The sequence below is a fragment of the Nostoc sp. DSM 114159 genome (assembly GCF_053470285.1).
The window spans coordinates 5,046,414-5,069,931 of record NZ_JBPFEH010000001.1 but is presented as its reverse complement, the minus strand read 5'-3'; the positions used below and the strand labels follow the sequence as shown (position 1 = coordinate 5,069,931).

The window sequence follows — 23,518 nt, the reverse complement described above, 5'->3', positions numbered from 1 at the left end:
TTCTGGTTCTAGCTGAATGCTCATGCTTGTTTAACTGTAAAATTTCCACTGTACTGCAATTGTTGAAGTAACTTGGAGTTTCCAGAACCAAAAATGTATAGTACATTTTGGGCACGAGTCATAGCAACATACAGTCTTTTACAAGTCAAAATATCACTTTCTGAATGTGGAGGTATACTAAAATCCCAGTCTTGAACCCAGAGTATTAAAACGACTTTAAATTCTAAACCCAATGCACCAAGCGTATTAATAATTTTAATACCAGAATTTTTAATGTTATATTTTTTCTCAGACTCTCTATTTTCACTAACCCAATCTGTTTCAATTCCTACACTTTGCAATTTTTTAATCAAAGATTTTAATAATACCTTTTTTTGGTCATCTGCCATTCTATATAAAATAGCAATATCATTTAGTGGATAACCTAATCTTGCTAAATCTTTAACTTCATTAATGACAGATTCTACTTCATAAATTTCTGATGTTTCAATATGTAGAATTGGATTTACACCACGACATACAGCGTCTGTAGGCTTAACAATATCGAATGTTAAATTTTCTCCATCAATAACGTTACTAAATAAACTCCAGCCTGCTGCTAATATTTCCTGAGTATTTCTATAGTTTTTGTCAAGTTTTAATTTTTTGTTACTTGTCCGTCCAACTGCTTTGACTCCAACAGAATTCCAAGTAAAATTATTACGTTTATAAACGGATTGACGACCATCTGCCACAATCATAAGATTGCCATGTTCTGGGTCTTTTAACGCAGCTACACAACATTTAAACCACATAGGATCAAATGTTTGTCCTTCATCAACTAAAACTGCATCATATTTATGTTTGATCGGAGTATTTTCAAGTTGCTTTAGTAGTATTTCCCCTAAAATTCCATCATAATATTCTGTAGTAAAACCTAAAGGTGCTGGGATTTTTCTTATAAGCGAACTTACCCAAGCATAAAATGTCAACACCTCTATTTTGCTAGTGGAATTATACTGATTGGAATATTCATATATTAAAGACTTGAGATAAGCAGCAAGACTTCTGTTGAAACAAAGAATTAAGACTTTTTGATGAAGATTTTGTTTAACTAACAATTTAGCATGAGATAAGAGTATTAAAGTTTTTCCCGATCCAGCTACACCATAAATTATTCTATGTCCATCACCAATTGCTCTAACTATACATTCTTGACGATGATCTAACGTTTTAAATACATAACTTTCATTTTTTAATTCAATACCATTAGGAACACTGTGCAGAGATGCTGGTACAAGTTTAATAGCTATTTCTGGAAAAATAATAGCTTTTATAGTGTCAATTTGCTCATTAGTAAGATGAGGAAAACTAAAAGTATTAGTAAATATTTTTATCAATCTATTTACTAATTCATCACTACTAATACTCTGACTATAAAATAATTCATTACGATATATAATTTTTGATATAGATAATAATTTATCAATATTTTTTTCCTCTGCTTGCTCTGCGGTAATATTAGAAAAAAATAGACCATAGTTACAAGGGAATGCTAATTTTTGTTGATTATCTCCATTAAATTGAGTGAGTATTGGATATTTTTGTAATTTCACTAATAATTGATCTATCAACTCTTGATATGGATTTGTCCATACTGAAAAAGTATCTTCTTCCTCATTTATCTCTATAGAACGCTTACGAGTTCGTCTTCCCGGAATATCTGGACATGAAGGAGAATTTTTTAATTCTATTTTTTGATTTTTTTGTGGATAATTAAATAATTTAATTTTGTTAATATCAGTACTTTTAATTTGCGATGGATACCAAGTAATAACTTGAATTATCAATAGTCCAAAATTAGGTGCAATAATCAAGAAATCAATATAATTACTTTCAACAACTTGCTTATACCAAACCAAAAAGTCATCTGGCAATTTTTCCCGAAGTATTTTATATAAAATTTGTTCGCCTTGACTAGCAGATGATGATATAGATTCGGGAACCATTAAAGCCATAGTTTAATACCTATCTTATTTTTCTTCTTTCTGCTGCTCTAACCAAGCTATCAAATCAGCAACTTCAGAAAAATCAAGCAAATCTTCTCCCAACTCCTCTAACTGTTCAGCAGATAAACTCCGAACCTGTTCAACTAATGATGCATCAATATCACCAAAGCGCCGTTTAAGCTGACGACTAATCAATTTAAACGCTTCCTTTTGAACGATATCTTGATAAATTACAGACTCTTTCATAATATCCTCCCGTAAAAATTGCCGAACCAAATACTTTTCAAACCGCAAACCCGCCAGAATTTCTACACAACCCGCGATATTTTGTCGCTGCTCTCTATCTGAAATTGTAGCGACTTGTTCAGCTACTTGTGCCAGTAAAGTTTGCGGCGAATTAGTTCGCGTCAAACTTGCTAATGGTAACAGCGCCAGATTAACTAAAAATAGTGTTGAATCTTGCTTCCAAAGACGAACAACCTGATATTGGTGAATCGTTGTGTTGTCCCGATATTCTTCAGTAAAAGCCATTTCGTTAGTAGTTTCCTGCAAAAAGATTAGCACTTGCACTACAGAACAACGGTATTGACGCTTCAATCTCACAGAATAATCAAGCATTCGGAAATTAAGCGCCGGATTAGATTTCGCCAAAGTTTGAAATTCAATGTGCAAAATTTGGTTAGCTGCTTGCAAAAATGTCACCGAATCGGCGCGAATTGGCTCAAGCGTGAGTTCCGTTTTTAAGACTTCAATTTGTTGCACCTCTATCCCAAGCAACCAACGCACAAACTCGGCTGGGTACTGTTCAGCTAAATATTTACAAACGTTGTCGTAACTCACTATTTTCCTCTTCTCTTGACACAAAAAAACAGCCGCCTCCACAAGGGAAGCAGCCGTTTTAACAAATTATCTAACTACGTATTAGTAATCGAAGTCGCCGCCGCCAGCGCCAGCGCCAGCAGGAGCGGCATCTTTAGGCTCAGGCTTGTCAACGATGATACATTCAGTTGTCAACACCATACCAGCGATGGAAGCAGCGTTTTGCAGAGCAGAACGAGTCACTTTAGCAGGGTCAACAATACCAGCAGCTAACAAATCAACAAACTCGTTGGTTGCAGCGTTGTAGCCAATGCTGAAATCCTTCTCTTTGACGCGTTCAGCAATCACAGCACCATTCTGACCAGCGTTTTCAGCAATCCGCTTCAGAGGTGCGGGTAAGGCGCGAACCACAATCAAAGCACCAATCAACTCTTCATCCTTAAGGTTGCTCTTTGCCCAGTCTTCCAAGTCGGGAGCCAAGTGAGCCAGAGTTGTACCACCACCAGGAACGATACCTTCTTCTACAGCAGCTTTGGTGGCGTTGATAGCGTCTTCTAGGCGCAGTTTCTTGTCTTTCATTTCGGTTTCGGTCGCTGCACCCACTTTCACCACAGCGACACCACCAGAGAGTTTAGCAAGACGCTCTTGCAGTTTCTCTTTGTCGTAAGAAGATTCGGTTTCATCGATTTGACGACGAATCTGTTCGACACGAGCCTTAACAGCAGCTTCGTTACCTTCAGCAACAATTGTGGTGTTGTCCTTGGTGATGGTGATCCGGCGAGCTTTACCCAGGCTATCCAGCTTGGTGTTATCTAGCTTCAAACCAGCATCTTCGGTAACTAGTTGACCGCCAGTTAAAACAGCGATGTCTTCTAGCATAGCTTTGCGGCGATCGCCAAAGCCAGGAGCCTTAACAGCAGCCACGTTAAGTACACCGCGTAAACGATTTACTACCAAGGTTGCCAAAGCTTCTTTTTCAATATCTTCGGCGATAATTACCAAAGGACGACCAGCACGAGCTACTTGCTCTAACACTGGTACTAGGTCTTGTACCAAAGCGATTTTCTTATCAGTTAGCAGTAGGAAAGGTTCATCAAAAACCGCTTCCATCCGTTCAGCATCGGTAGCGAAATAAGGAGAGATGTAGCCTTTATCAAAGCGCATCCCTTCAGTGATTTCCAACTCGGTGAACATAGATTTCCCTTCTTCTAGGGAAATTACGCCTTCCTTGCCCACCTTGTCCATTGCTTGGGCAATCATCTGACCAACTTCTTCGTCGTTACCAGCCGAGATCGCACCAACTTGGGCAATGGCTTTGGAATCTTCCACTGGACGGGCGTGTTGAGCAATTTTGTCTACAAGGAAGCCAGTAGCTTTGTCAATACCACGCTTGAGGGAAATTGCGTTAGCACCAGCTGCAACGTTCCGCAAGCCTTCTTTGACGATCGCATGAGCTAAAACGGTAGCGGTGGTAGTACCATCGCCCGCTGCATCATTGGTCTTAGAAGCAGCTTGACGAATCAGAGCTACACCAGTGTTTTCAATGTGGTCTTCTAATTCGATTTCTTTGGCGATCGTTACACCATCATTGACGATTTGCGGTGCGCCAAATTTCTTTTCTAAGACTACGTTACGACCTTTAGGGCCAAGGGTAACAGCTACAGACTCAGCCAGGATGTCAATGCCTCGCTCTAGGGCGCGACGGGCGTTTTCGTTGTAGATAATGCGCTTTGCCATATTATTTGTCCTTTGTCATTTGTCCTTTGTCCTTTGTCCTTTGTCTTTTGTCCTTTGTCATTGGCTAATGACTAATGACCAGTGACTAATGACAATTAGATCACAACTGCTAAAATATCTTTTTCAGAAAGCAGTACATATTCTTCAGTGCCGAGCTTGATGTCAGTGCCAGCGTACTTAGAGTACAGCACCTTATCGCCGACTTTAATTTCCAATTCCTGACGGTTTCCATCGTCATTGCGCTTGCCAGGGCCAAGAGCCACTACTTCCCCTACTTGGGGCTTTTCCTTGGCGGTATCGGGCAAATACAGACCACCTGCGGTCTTTTCCTCAGAGGCGCTCACTTTTATAAAAACGCGATCGCCTAAAGGTTTAACTGTAGAAACGCTTAGAGATAAAGCTGCCATAATTATTTTCTCCTCTCCAGAGTTTAGCACTCTCAACTCCTGAGTGCTAATTTACCGAAAACTGGCGTCCAATGGCAAGAATGCCTTGAGTACGGGTTCCCGAACTAGAAAGTCATAGATGTACTTAAGTATAAATGCTTAATTATTTATACCTTGCGGGTTTTGTTCTGTAAGTTACGAAGAGAGTAGGGGGTGGGGAGTTAGGAGTAGAGACGCGATTAATCGCGTCTGTACAGGAGTTAGGAGTTAGGAGTTATAAGAATTTTTCCCCATTCCCCTTCTCAGTCAACTTTATTTGCAAAGCTTGCAAATTGTTATAGAACTGTAATCAGGGAGCCGCTTGATGAGTAACAATACAGTGATAGCGATCCAGTCCAACCATCAAATTCCTAAAAAACTCAATCTTTGGAACATAAGACCCTAAGTAATTGTGTAGAAAGTTTAGGACTTGCAAAAATTCAGCGAGACATTTTTATTTGCGCTGACCAGGCAATTGCTGCTCAAAACGAGCTAGTCTGGAATTCTGGAATTACTTAAAAAAGCGACTTAAAGATTTAAAACTCGATGAGCCGTACTAAAGTTATTCTATTTGCGTCTATAAAACTAAAGCCAACTGCTTGCGTGTTTCTGGTTCTAGATCCATAATGGTGATTTACCCTGATGGTGTCTGGTATCGCCAAGCAAACCCGGAAGTTACTCTGCGGATCGTCCGAGAACACTGAATAGGTAATAAGGTGGTAGAAGAATATGCGTTTTCAATCCATCTTTTGCCTGAAACTTCCTTAGTTTCTTGTGAACACCTCATAGAGGCTTAACAACGAAAGGATATGGTATAGCAGTAGGCTTTAAGAAAGTGCGGGTTGGTTTTGAGGTAGGGTCATCTTTAAGCCAATACTTACTTGTGAGTCCGAAAGATTATTATTTAATCAGTGTTTTTTACCCCGCCCCTTTCAAAGCGATATATAATAGCGCATTATAGATACTACTGCTATACGTATCCTTGCTGGACTTTTGCTATCGAGCTACTAGTCTATTGAAAGTGCTCGGCATTTTTGAGACTTCGAGACAGCAAAGGCAAGTTAAGTAGGAAAAAGGACAACATCTCGAATAACCCACCATACGAGGATAAATATTCAAGACTTTGATGGACCGAAGCGCGACAAGTGCCACTGCTATGAAAGAGCCCAGCATGAAAGATCACAAACGACTTCTATTGATTGATGATGACCCTAACCTCATCTTGCTGGTGAAGGATTACTTAGAATTCCGGGGATATGAAGTCATCACCGCTGAAAATGGACGTGAAGCTCTGGAAATTTTAGAGCAAGATGTTCCAGACATGATCATCTGCGATGTGATGATGCCGGAAATGGACGGATATACTTTTGTGGAACAAGTCCGGCAAAACGAACGCACCAGCTGGATTCCGGTTCTTTTCCTTTCAGCTAAGGGACAAAGTGCAGACCGAGTTAAAGGTCTGAACAAAGGTGCTGATGTTTATATGGTCAAGCCCTTTGAACCAGAAGAACTCGTAGCGCAAGTTGAGTCCTCGCTGAAACAAACTATCCGTTGGAAAGAACACCAAGCAAAAGGAGGCGAAAACGGTTCCCGTATCCAGGTTCCCTTCGATGTGCAATTAACCCCAACCGAACTGAAAGTAGTTCAGTTTGTTGCTAGGGGTTTAGCTAACCGTGAAATTGCTGAAGAACTCAATGTTAGTCAGCGCACGGTTGAAAGCCATGTGTCCAATATGTTGGGCAAAACCAATCTCCACAATCGCACTGAACTAGCGCGGTGGGCGATTGAAAATCAAATGGCTTAAACAAAGTTAAAAGTTAAAAGTTAGGAGTTATAAGTTATTAATTTTTTAACTCCTAACTCAATACTCCTAACTAAATCTACCAACCATCTTCTTCAGGGCTGGATTGGTGCAAAACTTCTAAATCCAGTTCATCCAGGTAAGTCAAGGCACTTTCAATCTGGGAAACAGTGCCCCGTAGTTCCAGCTCAAAACAGCTATATTGTGGCACGTTTGCGCTTATCTCCGCAGTAGCAATAATGACTGTGATACCATAGTGAGAAACCAGTCGTGAAATGACTGGTTCCTCATGCAAATCTTTAGGAATACGAACCTGGATGCGAGTTTGGGTGCGTCTATTATCTAAAATATCAATATTAGATTTTACTTGTTTATTTGGAATTGCCATTCTAGCTTCCTATTCGACTTCTGGGATGAGGGTTTGGCTTTGGACGACTTCTTTTAACACTAGCGTTACTCATCCTATGCAGGCAAACGGTAGCAAATGATTCATAATTCATCATCAAGATTCGATGAGATGAATTATAGATTACTATAAAAAAGTGCGATCGCATTTAAGTGAATTATAAACTTATTAACTTATAAGTTAACTTTGTTGAAAAATGAATAAACACTTTGGAGAATAATTTTCCGGTGAAATCTTAATTCAAGTGTTGCTTTTATGATTAACAGGTAATGCTATTGGAATTTCGATCGTAAATTCCGTTCCACGAGCAAGTTCAGACTTTAGCTGGATATTTCCCTGATGTTTCTCAATAATTTGATGGCTAATTGCTAAACCTAGTCCCGTTCCTTTGTTAATAGGTTTAGTTGTAAAAAAAGGATCGAATATCTTGCTTTGAATCTCGGAATCTATTCCATTACCGTTATCTCTAAATGTAATTATGACTGTTTCTAATTTAGTTACTTCAGTTTGAATTACAATTTGTTTTTGCATCTGATTATCCAGATCTAGTAACGCATCAATGCCATTACTAAGGATATTCATGAATACTTGATTTAGTTGTGCTGGATAACATTGAACTGGTGGGAGATTTCCATATTTTTTAATAATCTCAATTTTCGGTTGTAGCCGATGATTTAAAAGTAATAAAGTACTTTCAATTCCTTCATGAATATTAACAGCTTTTTTATCTGACTGGTCGAGTCTAGAAAAGTTTTTTAGGGACAGCACAATATCACGAATCCGGTCGGTTCCTATCCTCATAGATGAAAGAATTTTTGGTAAATCATCGCTGATGAAATCAATATTAAAGTCGCCAAATTTTTCTTCAAATAAAGAATAGGAATCTGGATGTTCTTGTTGATATAGTTGGATTAAATTTAAAAGACAGTTTACATGGTTATTCAGATGATTAAAATTACCGTGAATAAAATTAACAGGATTATTAATTTCGTGGGCTACACCTGCAACCATCCGACCCAAGCTAGACATTTTCTCTGTCTGGATCAATTGAACTTGGGTAGTTTGTAATTCTCGTAAGGTATTTTCTAACTGTTGTGCTTGAAGTTGGGCAGTAGCAGTTGCAGTAGTGAGTGCTTTGAGGTTACTGTAAGCTTTGGAATGATAACGAATGCGGGCAATTAACTCAACTGGATCTGGTAATTTGATTAGATAGTCATTAGCGCCTTCAGTAAAAGCTTCTGCTTTGAGCTTTGCTTCTTCTTTACTGGATAACATGACTATTGGTACATCACGAGTTACTGGATGAGAGCGAAACCAACGCAGCAACATTAATCCATCGATATCTGGCATGATCATATCCAAGAAGATTACCGTTGGTTCTATGGCGATCGCATCTTGAATCGCTTTAGCTGGATTGCTTGTGTAGTGAAGGGAAATATCTGTTTCTGTCGCAACTATCCGACGGAAGGCTTCGCTGATAATTACTTGATCGTCAATTAGCAAAAGCCTGACTGTGGATATTTTAGTATCCAGAATAAATGGCGCAGCTTGTGGAGTTTGTGGTTGACTCCAGTTTGGTGATAATCTTGCTGTCTTTGGAGATATTTCTAAGAGTGCTGTTTCTTGCAGGTTCATTTAGCACCTCTAAATAGGTCTTTGTTTTCAATACTACAAACTACTAAGTTAAATATACTAGTTTGCAATTGTCGCAATTATATCTCAGTAATTAAAAAGGTTGGTATTTTGCAATACTTCGTAAAGGTGTTTTAAGTATCTGCTTTCATATACACATTTTTATAGAAGTATAATAAAGTACTAATTAATTCAGCATTTTGCCGTAAATTTGATGCAGACTGATGCGATCGCCTCAATTGGCAAAACCTCTACCGCAGCTTTTAATTCCACTGCTACTTTCGGCATACCATAAACAACGCAAGTTTTGCAGTCTTGAGCAATAGTATGCCAACCTGCTTCGCGCAATTGTTTTAAGCCTTGAGCGCCATCTCCACCCATCCCCGTCAGCAACGCCCCAATTCCCTTTCCAGTCCAATTTTTAGCCACACTCTTGAAGAAAACATCAATTGATGGACGATAGAAAAAATGTAGTGGTTCTTTGTCATAGCCAAAGGTGAGGTCGGGACGCATCACTAAATGAAGATTTGTGCCAGCAAGCAGAACTTTACCAGGCTGTGGTGTAGAACCTGCGATCGCTAGTTGCATAGGCAGAGGAATTTGCTCATTCAACCAGGCGGCAAAACCTTGGACAAATTGGGCATCTATATGTTGAACAATAACCACAGCCGCAGGAAAGTCTTGGGGAAATTGGCAGAGAATAGTTTTCAATGCCTGGGGGCCACCCGTGGAAGCCCCGATAACGATTAGAGGTGGAAGTGATTTTGAGTGATGGACAGGCGGCGATCGCCGATATGAAGATTTACCAATTAAGCGGGCGATCGTGGCAATTTTATTTAGTAGCCCATCATCACCTAAAATAGGCGTATTGATGGCATCCAAGGCTCCATAGCCCATTGCTTCAAAAATCTTGGCTGCATAGCGATTAACACTAGCAGTTACCATCACAATCGCGCAGGGAGATTGCCTCATAATGTGCCGTGTAGCTTCTACTCCATCCATACTGGGCATCAGCACATCCATCAAAATCAAGTCAGGAGTATCAGCCGCACATTTACTCACAGCTTCCGCACCATCGTAGGCAACCCACGCCAGCTTGTAACCTGGGATTTTTACCACAGCTCGCCGCAGTACCTCTACAGCCATGAACATATCGTTAGCGATCGCAATTCTCACAAATTATGGCATTTCTCCAAAATAACGCGACAAATACAACAGATAGAAACCCAGATTAAATCTAGGATCGGCCCTTTCAAGGTGGTGAAATTTAAAACGAAAATTGCTAATTTCAACATTCAAAAAGCCCAAAATCTGAGCGGAGGATTCAAAATGGTAGCACTGAAACAACGTATCTTTGTTCGTCACCTTGAAAGGGCTAGTCCTATATAATTTAGATGCCTTTGCCATATAGTCTAAACTCCAGTTTATAAAGCATAAAGAGTAACCAATGAAGCACTTTACCCTATTTACTTTTCTGTATCTAGCAGCGGGAGCTTGCCTAACAGCGATCTTCTTTGGAAATTCTGACATCGCTCCAAACCTTAAAACAATTCTGCTAATTAATGCTGGACTGTTATACCTTACCTCTGTCCTAAGTACTTTTCCATTTTGGCGTAATCGCGTACTACGAAGCGAAGCCAGACTGCGCGATCAACCTGCTTGGGATCGGAATATTGTCATGATTCTACCAATCTTCATCATTGTATTGATGCTTGTTATAACCATCCCCGACCTGGTGAATCACAACTGGACAACTCCGGCAATCGCCAGAGCATCTATAGGGCTACTAGTCATCCTACTTAATGCAGAACAACTTTTTATCAGAAACCAAATTCGGCAAGAATCCTGATTACTAGACAGACAGTACAGGGAGATGGATGAAATTTTTTGTCAATGCCTAAGTCCTAGATTCAGCCCTTTCAAGGTGGTGAAACTTAAAACGAAAATTGGTAATTTCAACATTCAAAAAGCCCAAAATATGAGCGGAGGATTCAAAATGGCAGCACTGAAACAACGTATCTTCGTTCGTCATCTTGAAAGTGCTAGTCCTAAAATCTTACTTTCTTAATTACGAATTACAAATTATTATCAAGCCTCTCCAATTAAATCAATCACCGCCTTTAATAGAGTGTCATCATGAAAGCTGCTCTTAGTTAAGTAGTAGTCTGCACCTGCTTCTAACCCTTGTAGTCGGTCTTCTTCCCGGTCTTTGTAAGAAACGATAATCACAGGTGTTTGCTTCAACTTGGCATGAGTTTTGATCTGGCTAGTGAGTTCAAAGCCGTTCATTCGGGGCATATCAATATCTGTCACTACCAAGTCATAATCGCCGCTGCGGATTGCATTCCAACCATCAATGCCATTAACCGCCACTTCAGCTTTGTAACCATTGTTTTCCAAAAGTTTGCGCTCCATTTCGCGCACAGTGATCGAATCATCTACTACTAAAACTCGCTTGTAAGTTTTGGTAACTGCCTGATGAGCAGACTGATTTACCTGAGAAAGTTGTCCGCTAGAAAACACCTTAGCAATGGAACGTACCAAATCTTCGACATCGACAATCAACACCGGGGAACCATCATCCATCAAGGCGGCGGCACTAATGTTGGCGACTTTACCAAGGCGGGGATCTAGGGGGCGGACAACCAAATTGCACTCACCCAAAAACCGATCTACAACTAATCCATAACGGTTGAGGCGATCGCTAATCACAATCACTGATAACGATTCTATATTTACCGCAGGCGAGGCTAACTCTAAAACTTGACTTGCTAAAATCAACTCTACAGGTTGATTATTGCTCGTGAAAAATGGGCGATTTTCCGATACAGCAATCTTAGACTTCGGTAATATTAACACCTGTTCAATGCGCGTTAGCCCAAAAGCATAGGGTTCGCCAGCAATTTCTACCAACAAAGTGCGAATCACAGATAGCGTCAGGGGTAACTGCAAGTGAAAGGTCATACCCCTTCCCAACACAGAAACCGCCCGCAGCGTCCCGCCAACTTCCCGCACTGTGCTATGGGCGATATCCAGCCCCACACCTCTACCGGAAATTTCGGTGACAGTTTGGGTTGTGGAGAAACCAGGTAAAAACAAGAATTCCATCAACTCAACTTCAGTAAGTTGAGCTGCCATTTCCGGGTTTGTCAGTTGTTTGCCGATCACAACTTGGCGCAAAAACTCGATATCGATTCCCCGTCCATCATCTGCAACGCTGATAAACAGCATTCCGGCGCGATGGGTAACTTCAATCCGAATAATTCCTTCTTCTGGCTTTCCTGCTGCTAGACGTTCCTGGGGTAGTTCAATGCCATGATCGATCGCATTCCGCAAGATATGAGTCAAGGGAGCTTCCAAACGTTCTAGAATATCTCGATCTACCAAAGTAGACTTACCAACGATTTCCAGTTTCACCCGTTTACTCAATTGTCTAGCTAAGTCGCGCACCATTCGCGGAAATCCCTGTCCCCCATCGGCAAAGGAACACATTCGAGTAGCAATAACTTCCTGATATAAGCGATGGGCAAGATTAGCAGAACGCTGAGAAAATTGTTCTAGTTCGTTTTGGCGATCGCTTATCATCTGGTAACATTCGTGAGCTTTTTGATGAGTTGCACTCAAGGTTTCTTTAATTTGCCCATTCAGATGATAGTTGCCCAATAACTCTTGTAACTTCTCCAGCAGGTTGGACAATTCCCCTTGATTGCTTCTCAGTTTCAGCAAAGAGTTCGCAAATGGTTCTAATAAATTCGCTTCAACTAAAGACTCTCCTGCTAAACCCATCAAGCGATTCAAATTTTCAGTACTCATTCGCACCGCCCGATTTTGGGTGATGCCCAGTTCTTCTAATGGGGATGGGGAAATAAGGGTTGTCTGTTGGTTGTCTTCTAACTGTGCTGTTGTTATTAGGGGGTGAATTTCTTTTGAGGTTGGCTGTGGAGTTAGGATATTAGCGATCGCACTCACCAACGATTGAATGCCCAAATCTTCTAACATCTGCAAATTTGGGTTGGCTGTAACCCTTTGAGCGATACGCAAGAGCATATCTACCCCTTGCAGCAACACATCAATGCGATCGGCAGTTAAGGTAACTTTTTCCTCTTGAGCCGCCACAAAGCAGTCTTCCATGATGTGAGCAAGGTTGACAGCCGGATCGATTTGAACAATTCGCGCAGCGCCTTTGATGCAATGGGCTGCCCGCATTAAAGCTGCCAGTTCTGGTTGGGGATCGGGCTTCGTCTCCAGTGCCAACAGGCAATCGTTCAATACCACAACTTGAGCTTTGACTTCCATGTTGAATAAATCAAGCAAGGAAAGATTGCTGACATCAAATTCTTCTAACATTACTACACCTTCCTAGAACACCGATTCATTAATCTTGGAAGAACCTTTCCCCCAACCCATCTCCTACGAGGCTACGGTGTACACACAAGTCTCTCGATCTGCACCTTTGATGCATCGCCCTGCACGTTTGTTGTATCGACTCGCACCTTTGTTGCATCGACACCCACCCTACGTTCCGCAGCAACTTTAAAAGACTTGTGTGTACACCGTAGCTTCCCTACAAGGGAAGGGGTTGGGGGATTAGGTCTTTAGACTTCTTGCAGAAGTCGGGAAAAGGGGAAGGGGAAAGGGGGAAAGGTTTGGTATTTTCCCTTTCCCCTTTAACCTTTTCCCTTTTCCCACAAGAGTGCAAAAAGCACTTTTGCAAGAGGTCTTTGATTACAGCACCTTCCTAGCTAAGGTGGTGAATAACAATTCATCATCTAAATAACTGACACTGTGCGTTAGCGAAGCGCTGCCGCCAGAGGCAGATCGCTCCATTGGTGACACGCTAGGTTGCCAGTGAAATAATCCTTTAGTATAAGTTTGAGTCAGACTCTTGGGCGGATCTTGTAACTCATCCCGGTGAAATCGGTGTACTCCATAAAGTTCATCGACACCAAACACCCAAGTTTTATCTGTCTTTTCCAACACCACCATGCGCGAATACACTACTGGACTGAGGGTTTGTACTGCTGTATCGGCAGTTTCCAGATTCAAAAGATCGCTCAAAGATATACACAATAGTAATTCGCCTCGGATACTTACCAATCCCCGCAAGATTTGATTGCTGCGATGCGGTATGGTATGAACCACACTTGCAGGAGAAATTTCTTTGAAGATTTGGGCAGAAAGTGCCAGCCATTCCCGTTGCAAACGAAAAATCACAACCGTGATTTGAGTGGTGGCTAAAGTATGGGATATCTGGGAATTTTCATCAGTCCTAGATTTAGCCAGTAACTCAGTCCACTGATGGCGATAATCTTCAGGTATGGAGCGCTCTAGCAAATAGCGTCCAGCAGTAGAGTAAACGGGGCAATTGCGGCAATGGGTATAAGTGGCTAATTGCGGACAGGAGCGATCGCCCTCAATACCGATAAAATTCCAACAACGTTCAATATTTAATGGTGTAGCGGGGTTCATAAGGGCTGCTCAAGAGAATTGGTGCAGGGGTATAACGTCTTCTGCTTCCACCTGAAAGCGGGCAATCTCTTGACGCAATCCCTGCGCCACCTGGTTAAGTTGGGCTATGGCATGATTAATTTCTCGCAAAGAATCCGTACTTTGCACTGAAGTACTGCTCAACTGCACCATCGTCTCACTAATTTGTTGCGCTCCCACTGATTGGGTTTCCATACCCTGGTTAACAAACTCAAATCGCGGATTCAGGTCTTGCACTTGCTGGATAATTTGCCCAACCTGTGTACTAATACTGGCAACATCTTCTATATTTCGCCCAACTTCTGCGGCAAACTTGTCCATCTCCATCACACCTGTAGAGACTGACGATTGCATCTGCTTCACCATCTGCTCAATATCGAGAGTAGCAACAGCAGTTTGATCTGCTAGTCGCCGAATTTCTCTAGCAACCACAGCAAAGCCCAAGCCATACTCTCCAGCTTTTTCGGCTTCGATCGCCGCATTTAATGACAGCAGATTCGTTTGGTCTGCCACCTTGGTAATTGTGACGACGATAGTATTAATGCTATTTGCCTTTTGGCTAATTACTCCCAATCGGGCAGCGATCGCATTAGTGGCTTCTGCTAACTGCCGCATAGTGGTTTCCATCCGCACTATATCTTTTTGGCTATCATTGGCTGCTGTCGTTGTGATTTGGGAAATGGTTGCAACTTGTTCCATTGCACTTACTAATTCTCTAGAGGTGGCAGAAATTTGTTTGGTAGCGGCAGCTACCTCATTAGTAGAAGCTACTTGCTCAACCAGCGTCCCTTCTAATTGTTTACCCGAAGCTGCTATTTGAGTAGCTGAAGAAGTAACCTGGATGCCTGAATGCTGTACCTGACGAATCAGAGTGTTCAGATTCTGAGTCATAGTTTGGAAAGCAGTTAAAAGTCTATTCATTTCATCTTTGCTGTTCGAGTCAGTCGCAATTTTAGTTGTTAAGTTTCCCAGAGAAATTTGCTCTGCAACTCTAATCACACTAAAAATCTGAGAAGTAATTTGTCGAGCGATTACAAACCCAAGAGTAATCGCAGTTATGGGGCCAATGGCAATTCCTACAGAAATCCAGAAAATACTGCGACCCACATTCTGTTCGACTTCTTTTTGTGTATCTGATATAAAATTTTCATTGAATTTTACAACTTTGTTTGCTTGTTGTATAGTTGTTTTAAATAATGCTTCTTCCTGCTTTTTTATCTCAGAATCAATTTTATTGCGTAACTCCAACCTCTTTTGAATATTAGCTGGAATAGTTTCTGGTTGTCCTTGAAGAATTAATTCAAGCTGTTTTTTCCAAGGGTTATTAATTCCATCTTGATTTATTTTTTGTTCAATTTCTAATAATTTTTTATGGACTTTTTCCCAGTCTCCCAAGTTTTCTTTAAGTAAGTTATACTCTTTTAATTCTTCTTCAGTGGATGGAGTTGCGTCGTACTGTGCAATACCTTCGTTAATCTGTTTCCAAGCGTTCTGGATTTCAGCGATCGCACTCTCTCTTTCACTAACAGTAATTTCAGGATTAAATAATAATCGTTGTGCGGATTGAATTTGTATCTGTCCTTCCTTAATCTTCCATACCCCAGACAAGCTGGGGATGTCATTCAAGGTTAGTGAGTTAATTGACTGATTTAACTCGTTGGTAACAAACCATGCCACCAAGGCCATTACGAATACAATCAGTCCTATGAATAAAAATGAACTGATCAACCGTGTTTGCAAGGTGATGTTCTTGAACATTGAATATCCTACTGTTCCTCTGCTGCTGGAAAATGTATTCGTCTCTTAGAATTCCCAAATCACAAACAAGATGAACAGTTTGTATTTTTATTTTTAAACAAATTATTAAGTAGGCAGTTTAGTTCAGATACTAGATTTTACTGATGATGTAGAAGTCTTGAAATATTTCCTTAATTGTTGATTAGATTTATTGCTGACGAATTAAATCGGAATATTCTTTTTTCACTTGAAAGCGGGCAATCTCTTGACGTAATCCAAGAGCCACTTGATTGAGTTGAGCTATGGCATGATTAATTTCTCGCAGAGAATCGGCTGTTTGCACTGAAGTGCTACTCAACTGCACCATCGCATCACTAATTTGTTGCGCTCCCACCGACTGGATTTCTGTACCTTGATTTACTGCTTCAAAACGTGGTGCTAAATATTGTACTTGGTCGATAATTTGACCAACTTGAGTACTAATATTGGCAACGTCTTCTACACTCCGTCCAACTTCCGCAGTAAACTTATCCATTTCCATTACGCCTGTAGAAACGGAGGATTGCATCTGCTTTACCATCTGCTCAATATCTAAGGTAGCGACGGCAGTTTGGTCTGCTAGTCGGCGAATTTCTCTAGCTACTACAGCAAAACCCAAGCCATATTCTCCAGCTTTTTCCGCTTCAATCGCAGCATTTAAAGACAACAAATTAGTTTGGTCTGCCACTTTCGTAATTGTGACAACAATATTGTTAATATTGTTAGCTTTTTCACTAATTACCCCAAGTCTGACAGCTATAGAATTGGTGGCTTCTACTAGTTGGCGCATGGTAGCTTCCATCCGTAGTAAATCTTTTTGACTATCACTAGCTGCTCTAGTTGTGGCTTGTGACATTCCTGCCACTTCTTCCATCGTTTTCACCAGTTCTTTAGAAGTCACAAAAATTTCCTTAGCAGCTGCTGTAACTTCATTAGTAGAAGCTAATTGCTCAGTAATTGTAGCTTCCAATTGTTTGCCTGATGCTGCTATTTGAGTTGCTGAAGAAGTTACTTGTATGCCAGAGTGTTGTACTTGACGGATCAGTTTATTCAAGCTCTGGATCATATTTTGAAAGGCTTTGAGAAGTTGACCAATCTCCTCTTTAGTATTAGTCGTATCTTCAATAACTGTTTGTGTTAAATCACCAACAGAAATTTTGTTTGCTACTTCTACAGCTTTCCCAATTTTTTTACCCAAAACTTGGGCAATGAAAAAAGTAGCGGACAACCCAATTGCTAATGATAATAGTGATGCAATTACAGTTAATGAACTCAGAAAGAACAAAGCATATTTAGTTGAGCTTATACTTTGTTCCATAATTTGATTTTCATTCACTTCAAATTCATTACTTATTTTTTCAAATTCCTCAAGAATCGTCTTAGTTTTTTGTAAGAAAGCTTGTTGAATGACATTATTTTTATCTATTATGGCTTGCGGTTCGTTAACAAAATCATCTTTAAGTTTATTGTAATCAATATAAAATTGGTACATATTTTTTAGTCTTTCTTTTTGTTTGAGGTTCTCTATAGTTTTATTTACTAACTCGAATGCCTCTTGAAAGTCACGTTCATCTTTGTTATATAGTTCTAAAGCATCCTTATTTATTTGAGAGTCAAGTGCATATCTGCGAATTCTGCGATCCATATTGATCAGATCGATATACATCCGACTTTTCCCAGTGAGAGCAGTTTGTGAAATACCTACTTGTCTAAATGTCAGTGATATTTGATTAGAAGTTGTATACACCATGACACTAAAACCAATCATTAAAACTGTTGGAATAGAAAAACCAAGCAAAGTTAGGTCTTTGATTTTCCAATTAGTAAACATCTTATCTTTCCTTAATTGTTGATTAGATTGATTGCTGAGGAGTTAAAGTAGAATATTCTGTTTTCACCTGAAAGCGGGCAATCTCTTGACGTAATCCAAGAGCCACTTGATTGAGTTGAGCTATGGCATGATTAATTTCTCGTAGAGAATCGGCTGTTTGCACTGAAGTGCTACTCAACTGCACCATCGCATCACTAATTTGTTGCGCTCCCACCGACTGGATTTCCATACCTTGGTTCACAGACTCAAAGTGAGGGGCCATGTCTTGCACTTGCTGGATAATTTGCCCAACTTGAGAACTAATGCTGGCAACATCTTCTACACTTCGTCCAACTTCAGCAGCAAATTTGTCCATCTCCATCACACCTGTAGAGACTGACGATTGCATCTGTTTTACCATCTGTTCAATGTCGAGAGTAGCAACAGCAGTTTGAATCTGCCAGTCGGCGGATTTCTCTAGCAACAACCGCAAAACCCAAACCATATTCTCCAGCTTTTTCAGCTTCAATCGCTGCATTTAACGACAGCAGATTTGTCTGATCTGCCACTTTCGTAATTGTGACAACAATGTTGTTAATGTTATTTGCCTTTTCGCTAATTACTCCCAGTCGAGCAGCAATGGCATTGGTAGCTTCTACCAACTGCCGCATAGTGGCTTCCATGCGAACCAAATCTTTTTGGCTAGTGCTAGCGGCCGTCGTCGTGATTTGTGAGGTAGTCGCAACTTGTTCCATAGTATTTAGCAGTTCCCTGGAAGTTGCAGCAATTTCTTTAGCAGTAGCAGTTACCTCATTCGTAGAGGCTACTTGTTCAGAAATTGTCGCTTCTAATTGTTTACCCGAAGCCGCTATTTGAGTAGCCGAAGTAGTTACCTGAATCCCTGAATTCTGCACCTGACGCACGAGGGTATTGAGGTTAGCAATCATGTTTTTCAATGCAGCCATTAACTTGCCAATTTCATCATCTGAGGTAACTTCAACCTGGGTTGTCAAATCACCGGCAGAAACCTGCTCTGCTAGACTAAATGCTGACTGCAAAGAGCGACTCAAGGAAAGACTGAGAATGCGGACAATAATCACTGATACAATAAATGCAACAATCATAATACAGAAGAAAGTAGCTAAATTAACGGAGTTTGCAAATGCCTGAAATTGACTTGCTTGCTTTTGCCTCTCATCTAAAAGCTGCTCTTCGGTTTGCAGCATCTCATTAAGCTTTTGTCTGATTGCATCCATAATATTTTTACCTTTATCTGAAAGAATCAGAGCTACTAGTTCTTGCTCTTTACCAGCTTTTTTCAGAGAAATTGTTGTTTCTAGCTCACTCATCTTTTGTTGGGATAATTCCTCAAACTTATCTAAGTTCTGGACTTGTGTTGGATTATCTAAAATCTTCTGTCTTAAATCTTTGAATTTATCTTTTAGATTATTTTTAGCAATTTCATAAGGTTCTAAGTATTGTGGTTTGTTTGTAATAACAAATCCTCTTTGTCCAGTTTCAGCATCAACCAAGATTTTTTCAAGTTCTTTTAAATCCAATTTAACTGAATAGGTGTGCGTTATTAAAGTAGCGGAATTAGCTAGAGAATCGTTGGCTGATTTGGCGACAAAACTAGCAATGCCTGTTAATATTACAATAATTCCAAATCCACCCATGACAAATTGATTAATTCTGATTCCTTGTTGCATATAATTTTTAGATTTGAATTTTTCCAAATAGGTATATTAGAGAAAATGCAGTAGCCAGCTTTTTAAATTAGATGGACTCCACCTTCCCCTTTTCCCTAAAACCAGACAAGTATTGGAGTTATATGGGTAGGCTCATACAGATATACGCCTTTATGAGTGATTCATTTGTCGTAAAGATGTAAGAATTCAGTCCTTCTGAATTTGGAAGGACTGAATAGTTAAAGGATCGAAAGAACATTTGATGAATAAATATACCAATTATTCTAGATTCCTGAAAAATTCTGGCTTCTGACTCCTGAATGCTGAATTCTTACGTAAAGATTTTTGAACATGATGTCAAAAGTCTTTTGAAACACTTGCAATTCCTAGAGTTCCCAGATCGGAAACGAGATTAACAGTTTACATCTTCAATTTTGAAACAAATTATTAAGCAATATTCTGATTTCACTTCTTCTTTAGTCGGTGAATTCGCTGCCAAAGGATATTTGCGCTAGCAGTATTTCCTTGATGTTCTCTGAGTAATGCCAAATGAATAAGTGCCTCTTCATGAGTAGGTTGCAGGTAGATCGCTTTTTGAAAAGATTGTTCCGCCTGCTCATTTTGTGACATTGCTTGCTGTACCTGACCAAGTAGAAGATACGCTTCAATACTGACCTGATTTTGGTTCAGATAGTCGTTGCATAATTTAGCAGCCTCATTCAACTGACCTTGATTAGCTAAGTTTCTGGCTGTTTCTAACAAATTTTCCTTCAGGTCTTTTGGTAATATAAGGTTTTGAGAAGGAAGATTCAATCTCGCTTGTGCGGCAAACTTGGAATGGTTTTTGTTCGGTAGTTGTCGCTTGTTGAGAACATCGATATTTTTGCTTGTAAAGTCTTGTTTCTGAAGATTGGGACAATGATTTTTGCGAATATTCTCGCACGTTGGGGACTTTCGATGAGTAACTACTGAATCTTGACGAACTGAAACAAATTCAGTTTTCGATAGTAACCAAGCTTCAGCATGTCCAACAAATAGCAAACCTTGCGGGTTTACCAACCTTTTTAGAACTCTAATAGTATGTATTTTGGTGGCACTATCAAAGTAAATCAGCAGGTTACGGCAAAAGACAATATCATAGGGCGGCGTACCCAATAAAAAATCAGTATCTACTAAGTTACTGTTCAGAAAATTCACCATACATCTTACCCGTTCGCACAGGCGATATCCGGCCTCAGTTGCCTGAAAATAGCGCTCTTGAAACGATTGGCTATTGCCGCGAAACGAGTATTGATGGTAGATTGCTCGTTGAGCTTTTAGTAGGCATTGTTTGCTAATATCTACAGCATCGATGTGAATGTTTGTTGAATTTAATCCTGCTTCCAAAAGAGCGATCGCAATGGAATATGGTTCTTCACCCGTTGCACAGGGTACACTCAAAACCCGCAGTACACTTTGGGGATTTTTTGGCAACCATTCAGATAATACGTAATGCTTCAGAAATGCAAAAGACTCTGGTTCTCGAAAAAACCAAGTTTCTGGAACAATTACGCTGTCAATCAGTGCTTCCCATTCCTGGGTAGATACCTGTAACTTCCCCAGATAGTGAGCAATATCCGTGATGCCGCAATCTGCCATACGTTGATAAATTGCACTAGCGATCGCATCAGCACCAATAGAATTTGCATCCAAACCAATCTTGCTTTTTAGTAAAGCTTCAATAACAGATTGTGCCATTTATAGAGTCTTCAGACCAATCTAAAATCTAGTATTGTGATGACTTTCTGGCAAGAGATTGACTTGCTGTGCTTCTGACAACAAGTACTCAATGCGAAGACACTGAATCATCCCTCGATCATCTACAATCATTTTGCCCAAATATGGCGCTGTATCTATCTGGATGTTGGGATTAACAAATTCAGACTCAGACTGGTGTAATGTTTCTACAACTTGTTCTGTCATCAAACCCAAAATATGGGGAGCCTGAAGTTCTGTATTATTACTCCCCCAATAATTGACTAATACAATTCTAGTACTCAGGTACTCACTGGAAGGTTTACCACGCATCAACTGGCATAAATCGATTACTGGTACAATGCGTCCCCGATAATTAAAAACACCAGCGATATGCTCAGGCTGGTGGGGCAAAGTTTTGAGTACAACAAGTGGTATTACTTCTATAACCTGTCGGCTTTCTATGGCATATCGCTCATTCCCAATATTGAGAAGTAACATTAACACTAATTTACATCTCCAGTGCTAGCTTTTGTATTCCTTGTTGGCTTTGCAAGACATCTATTCTAGGGTCATTAGAAATTCATTGCAGGCATATTTTAAAAACTATATGCTACTTTGTCAGAGTTTTAGTGTTTGCGAGATGATTTCTGAAAAGCCCACAGATAATAGTAACGTGATGAGAGAACACGACCTAGTTTCTTCTTCTAGTCCAGCAATACAGGGATTAGAGGGCATTAGATATCGTTTGCGTGGTGCTTCTACAAAAGAAAAAGTGGATGCTCTTTTAGAAGCATTTCAATATGGGCACAAAGGAATTGATTTAGTAATCCAGGCATTGGGCGATGGCGTCAGAGAAGTGCGGGAATCAGCTTTGCTGTTATTGTCCTACAGCAGCGAAGCTACTGCTGAACAAGCCCTATGGAATTATCTGCCCTTTGCAAAAATGCAATGCCTGCATACCTTGACGAAATTTAATCTCGATTGTTACAAACCTGAACAACATCATCCATATTATTTTGCGATCGCCGACTACAATAACACCCTTATTTGCTATTGGGATCTGTCTTATAAGCAATCTTTCGTTAATATTTGGCATTTGGAAACAGGTCAAAGTAAGAAAGATTTTGATCTGGCGATGGCTCACGAATTTGGTTTAGGCAAAAGCGGGAAGGTGTGTATCATTAGCTTTCAGGACATTCTCTGGCCATTAGATACAGAAACACAAGAGCCGATTGGCACTTATCCCGATTACCTGATGAATACTGTTCAAACCGCTCCCCATTGCTTGGCTGTCTGCTCAACAAAGCAGCCATTACTTGCCACTGGCTATACTGTGGGGAAAACAGGAGAGCTAGAGATTTGGGATTATGAAACCTCTACTCGTCACTTCCATCATCAATTTCAGGATTGGGCTTTAGTACCTCTTGGGAATTTGCCTTTGGGTAACTATATATCACCCCTTCTCTTCACTCTTGATGGAAAACTATTGGTTGCATATTTTAAACAGAGATTGCAGAATAAGCTACACCTCTGGAATACCGAAACAGGAGAACTTATTCAAACATTGGATAATCTACCTGCTATGACAGTCAATGGACTTGCAAATCGCTTTGATGGGCAAATTTTGGCTTGCGGAATCCGGGAAAAAAAGGTGTGTGTTTGGGAATTGATCGGCGATCGCATTCTCTATACATCTTCGGGTGTTGCTCCTTGCCTTATGAGTTCAGATGGTAGAGTTTTAATCTACTGTACAGACAACTACGAAATAGTTGTTTGGGATTTGGCAATGAACAGAAAATTATGTACATTGCAGGGGCATACAGCGCCAATTGGTTATCTTGCCATGAGTAGCGATCGTAATTTCATTGCTAGTTATAGCATTGATAGGACAATTAAAATTTGGGGAGTGCCAGAGTCCCTTAAATACTTGTAGCGGCCTGTAAATAACGTCCGAAGTGAGAACACATTATTTACAAATAACTGATAGTTTAAGTTAAAAAATGCCATGAAGCACGCGCAAGAGTTGAACAGCAAGAACAGAATCGATGTAGACAAGAAGTACTTAGTAATTAGATGATATTTAAAATAGTGATATATCAACAGTAGGTTGGGTTGAAGCAATTAGCGTAGGCGTAGCCCGCCGCAGGCATCGCCAGCTACAGAGAAATATAGCTGCTGCCAGTGGCATTCTAGCAGGTCTAGTATTAAAGAA

General features: G+C 40.2%; 16 protein-coding genes and 1 pseudogene. 3 read left to right on the top strand and 14 right to left on the bottom strand.

All coding sequences use genetic code 11. The features are described 5' to 3' along the window. Window positions 1-20: 20 nt before the first annotated feature. The 4 genes from ACR5KR_RS20990 to groES all read right to left on the bottom strand — a co-directional run bounded on the left by ACR5KR_RS20990 (window position 21) and on the right by groES (window position 4,951). Entirely contained in the window at window positions 21-1,997 is a 1,977-nt protein-coding gene (locus ACR5KR_RS20990; RefSeq protein ID WP_448267873.1) for a 3'-5' exonuclease, read from the bottom strand. Window positions 1,998-2,012: 15 nt separating this feature from the next. Further along, the gene (locus tag ACR5KR_RS20985) at window positions 2,013-2,828 is read right to left on the bottom strand and encodes an Rpn family recombination-promoting nuclease/putative transposase (RefSeq protein ID WP_445630664.1); all 816 of its coding nucleotides are present in this window, start codon (window positions 2,826-2,828) and stop codon (window positions 2,013-2,015) included. An 81-nt stretch (window positions 2,829-2,909) separates the two neighbouring features. Then, a complete protein-coding gene (groL, locus tag ACR5KR_RS20980) occupies window positions 2,910-4,544 on the bottom strand; it encodes a chaperonin GroEL (protein WP_448267872.1) in 1,635 nt (544 codons plus the stop codon). A gap of 95 nt (window positions 4,545-4,639) precedes the next feature. After that, window positions 4,640-4,951 carry a co-chaperone GroES gene (gene groES / locus ACR5KR_RS20975; protein ID WP_335185436.1) on the bottom strand — a complete coding sequence of 104 codons (312 nt, stop codon included), beginning with the start codon at window positions 4,949-4,951 and terminating at the stop codon, window positions 4,640-4,642. A gap of 1,144 nt (window positions 4,952-6,095) precedes the next feature. Between groES and ACR5KR_RS20970 the strand changes: the two genes are divergently transcribed. Further along, entirely contained in the window at window positions 6,096-6,773 is a 678-nt protein-coding gene (locus ACR5KR_RS20970) for a response regulator transcription factor (protein WP_012407592.1), read from the top strand. 76 nt (window positions 6,774-6,849) lie between these two features. Here ACR5KR_RS20970 and ACR5KR_RS20965 read toward each other — a convergent pair whose 3' ends face one another. The 3 genes from ACR5KR_RS20965 to cheB all read right to left on the bottom strand — a co-directional run bounded on the left by ACR5KR_RS20965 (window position 6,850) and on the right by cheB (window position 9,984). Beyond that, window positions 6,850-7,158: an NIL domain-containing protein gene (locus tag ACR5KR_RS20965; RefSeq protein ID WP_448267871.1), complete on the bottom strand. Its 309-nt coding sequence runs from the start codon at window positions 7,156-7,158 to the stop codon at window positions 6,850-6,852. A gap of 258 nt (window positions 7,159-7,416) precedes the next feature. Then, entirely contained in the window at window positions 7,417-8,811 is a 1,395-nt protein-coding gene (locus ACR5KR_RS20960; protein ID WP_448267870.1) for an ATP-binding protein, read from the bottom strand. Window positions 8,812-9,000: 189 nt separating this feature from the next. Next, window positions 9,001-9,984 (bottom strand): chemotaxis-specific protein-glutamate methyltransferase CheB, encoded by a 984-nt coding sequence (cheB, locus tag ACR5KR_RS20955; protein WP_448267869.1) that lies wholly within the window; start codon window positions 9,982-9,984, stop codon window positions 9,001-9,003. A gap of 271 nt (window positions 9,985-10,255) precedes the next feature. On the opposite strand from cheB, the gene ACR5KR_RS20950 reads away from it, so the two are divergent. Beyond that, window positions 10,256-10,657, top strand: coding sequence for a hypothetical protein (locus tag ACR5KR_RS20950; protein ID WP_448267868.1), 402 nt, complete (start codon window positions 10,256-10,258; stop codon window positions 10,655-10,657). Between the two features lie 239 nt (window positions 10,658-10,896). Here the strand turns inward: ACR5KR_RS20950 and ACR5KR_RS20945 are convergent, their stop codons facing one another. The 7 genes and pseudogenes from ACR5KR_RS20945 to ACR5KR_RS20915 form a co-directional block, all read right to left on the bottom strand. Continuing rightward, complete coding sequence (locus ACR5KR_RS20945; protein ID WP_448267867.1) at window positions 10,897-13,155, bottom strand: hybrid sensor histidine kinase/response regulator; 2,259 nt, start codon at window positions 13,153-13,155, stop codon at window positions 10,897-10,899. 378 nt (window positions 13,156-13,533) lie between these two features. Beyond that, the gene (locus tag ACR5KR_RS20940; protein ID WP_448267866.1) at window positions 13,534-14,277 is read right to left on the bottom strand and encodes a chemotaxis protein CheW; all 744 of its coding nucleotides are present in this window, start codon (window positions 14,275-14,277) and stop codon (window positions 13,534-13,536) included. A gap of 9 nt (window positions 14,278-14,286) precedes the next feature. Beyond that, window positions 14,287-16,053, bottom strand: a complete 1,767-nt coding sequence (locus ACR5KR_RS20935; RefSeq protein ID WP_448267865.1) for a HAMP domain-containing methyl-accepting chemotaxis protein — start codon at window positions 16,051-16,053, stop codon at window positions 14,287-14,289. 187 nt (window positions 16,054-16,240) lie between these two features. Next, the gene (locus tag ACR5KR_RS20930) at window positions 16,241-17,902 is read right to left on the bottom strand and encodes a methyl-accepting chemotaxis protein (RefSeq protein WP_448267864.1); all 1,662 of its coding nucleotides are present in this window, start codon (window positions 17,900-17,902) and stop codon (window positions 16,241-16,243) included. Between the two features lie 22 nt (window positions 17,903-17,924). Then, window positions 17,925-19,590, bottom strand: a pseudogene (locus ACR5KR_RS20925) (methyl-accepting chemotaxis protein). A 444-nt stretch (window positions 19,591-20,034) separates the two neighbouring features. Further along, a complete protein-coding gene (locus ACR5KR_RS20920; protein ID WP_445630675.1) occupies window positions 20,035-21,306 on the bottom strand; it encodes a CheR family methyltransferase in 1,272 nt (423 codons plus the stop codon). 21 nt (window positions 21,307-21,327) lie between these two features. Then, complete coding sequence (locus ACR5KR_RS20915; protein WP_445630676.1) at window positions 21,328-21,804, bottom strand: chemotaxis protein CheW; 477 nt, start codon at window positions 21,802-21,804, stop codon at window positions 21,328-21,330. Between the two features lie 142 nt (window positions 21,805-21,946). On the opposite strand from ACR5KR_RS20915, the gene ACR5KR_RS20910 reads away from it, so the two are divergent. Continuing rightward, a complete protein-coding gene (locus ACR5KR_RS20910; RefSeq protein ID WP_448267863.1) occupies window positions 21,947-23,239 on the top strand; it encodes a WD40 repeat domain-containing protein in 1,293 nt (430 codons plus the stop codon). Window positions 23,240-23,518: the final 279 nt, after the last annotated feature.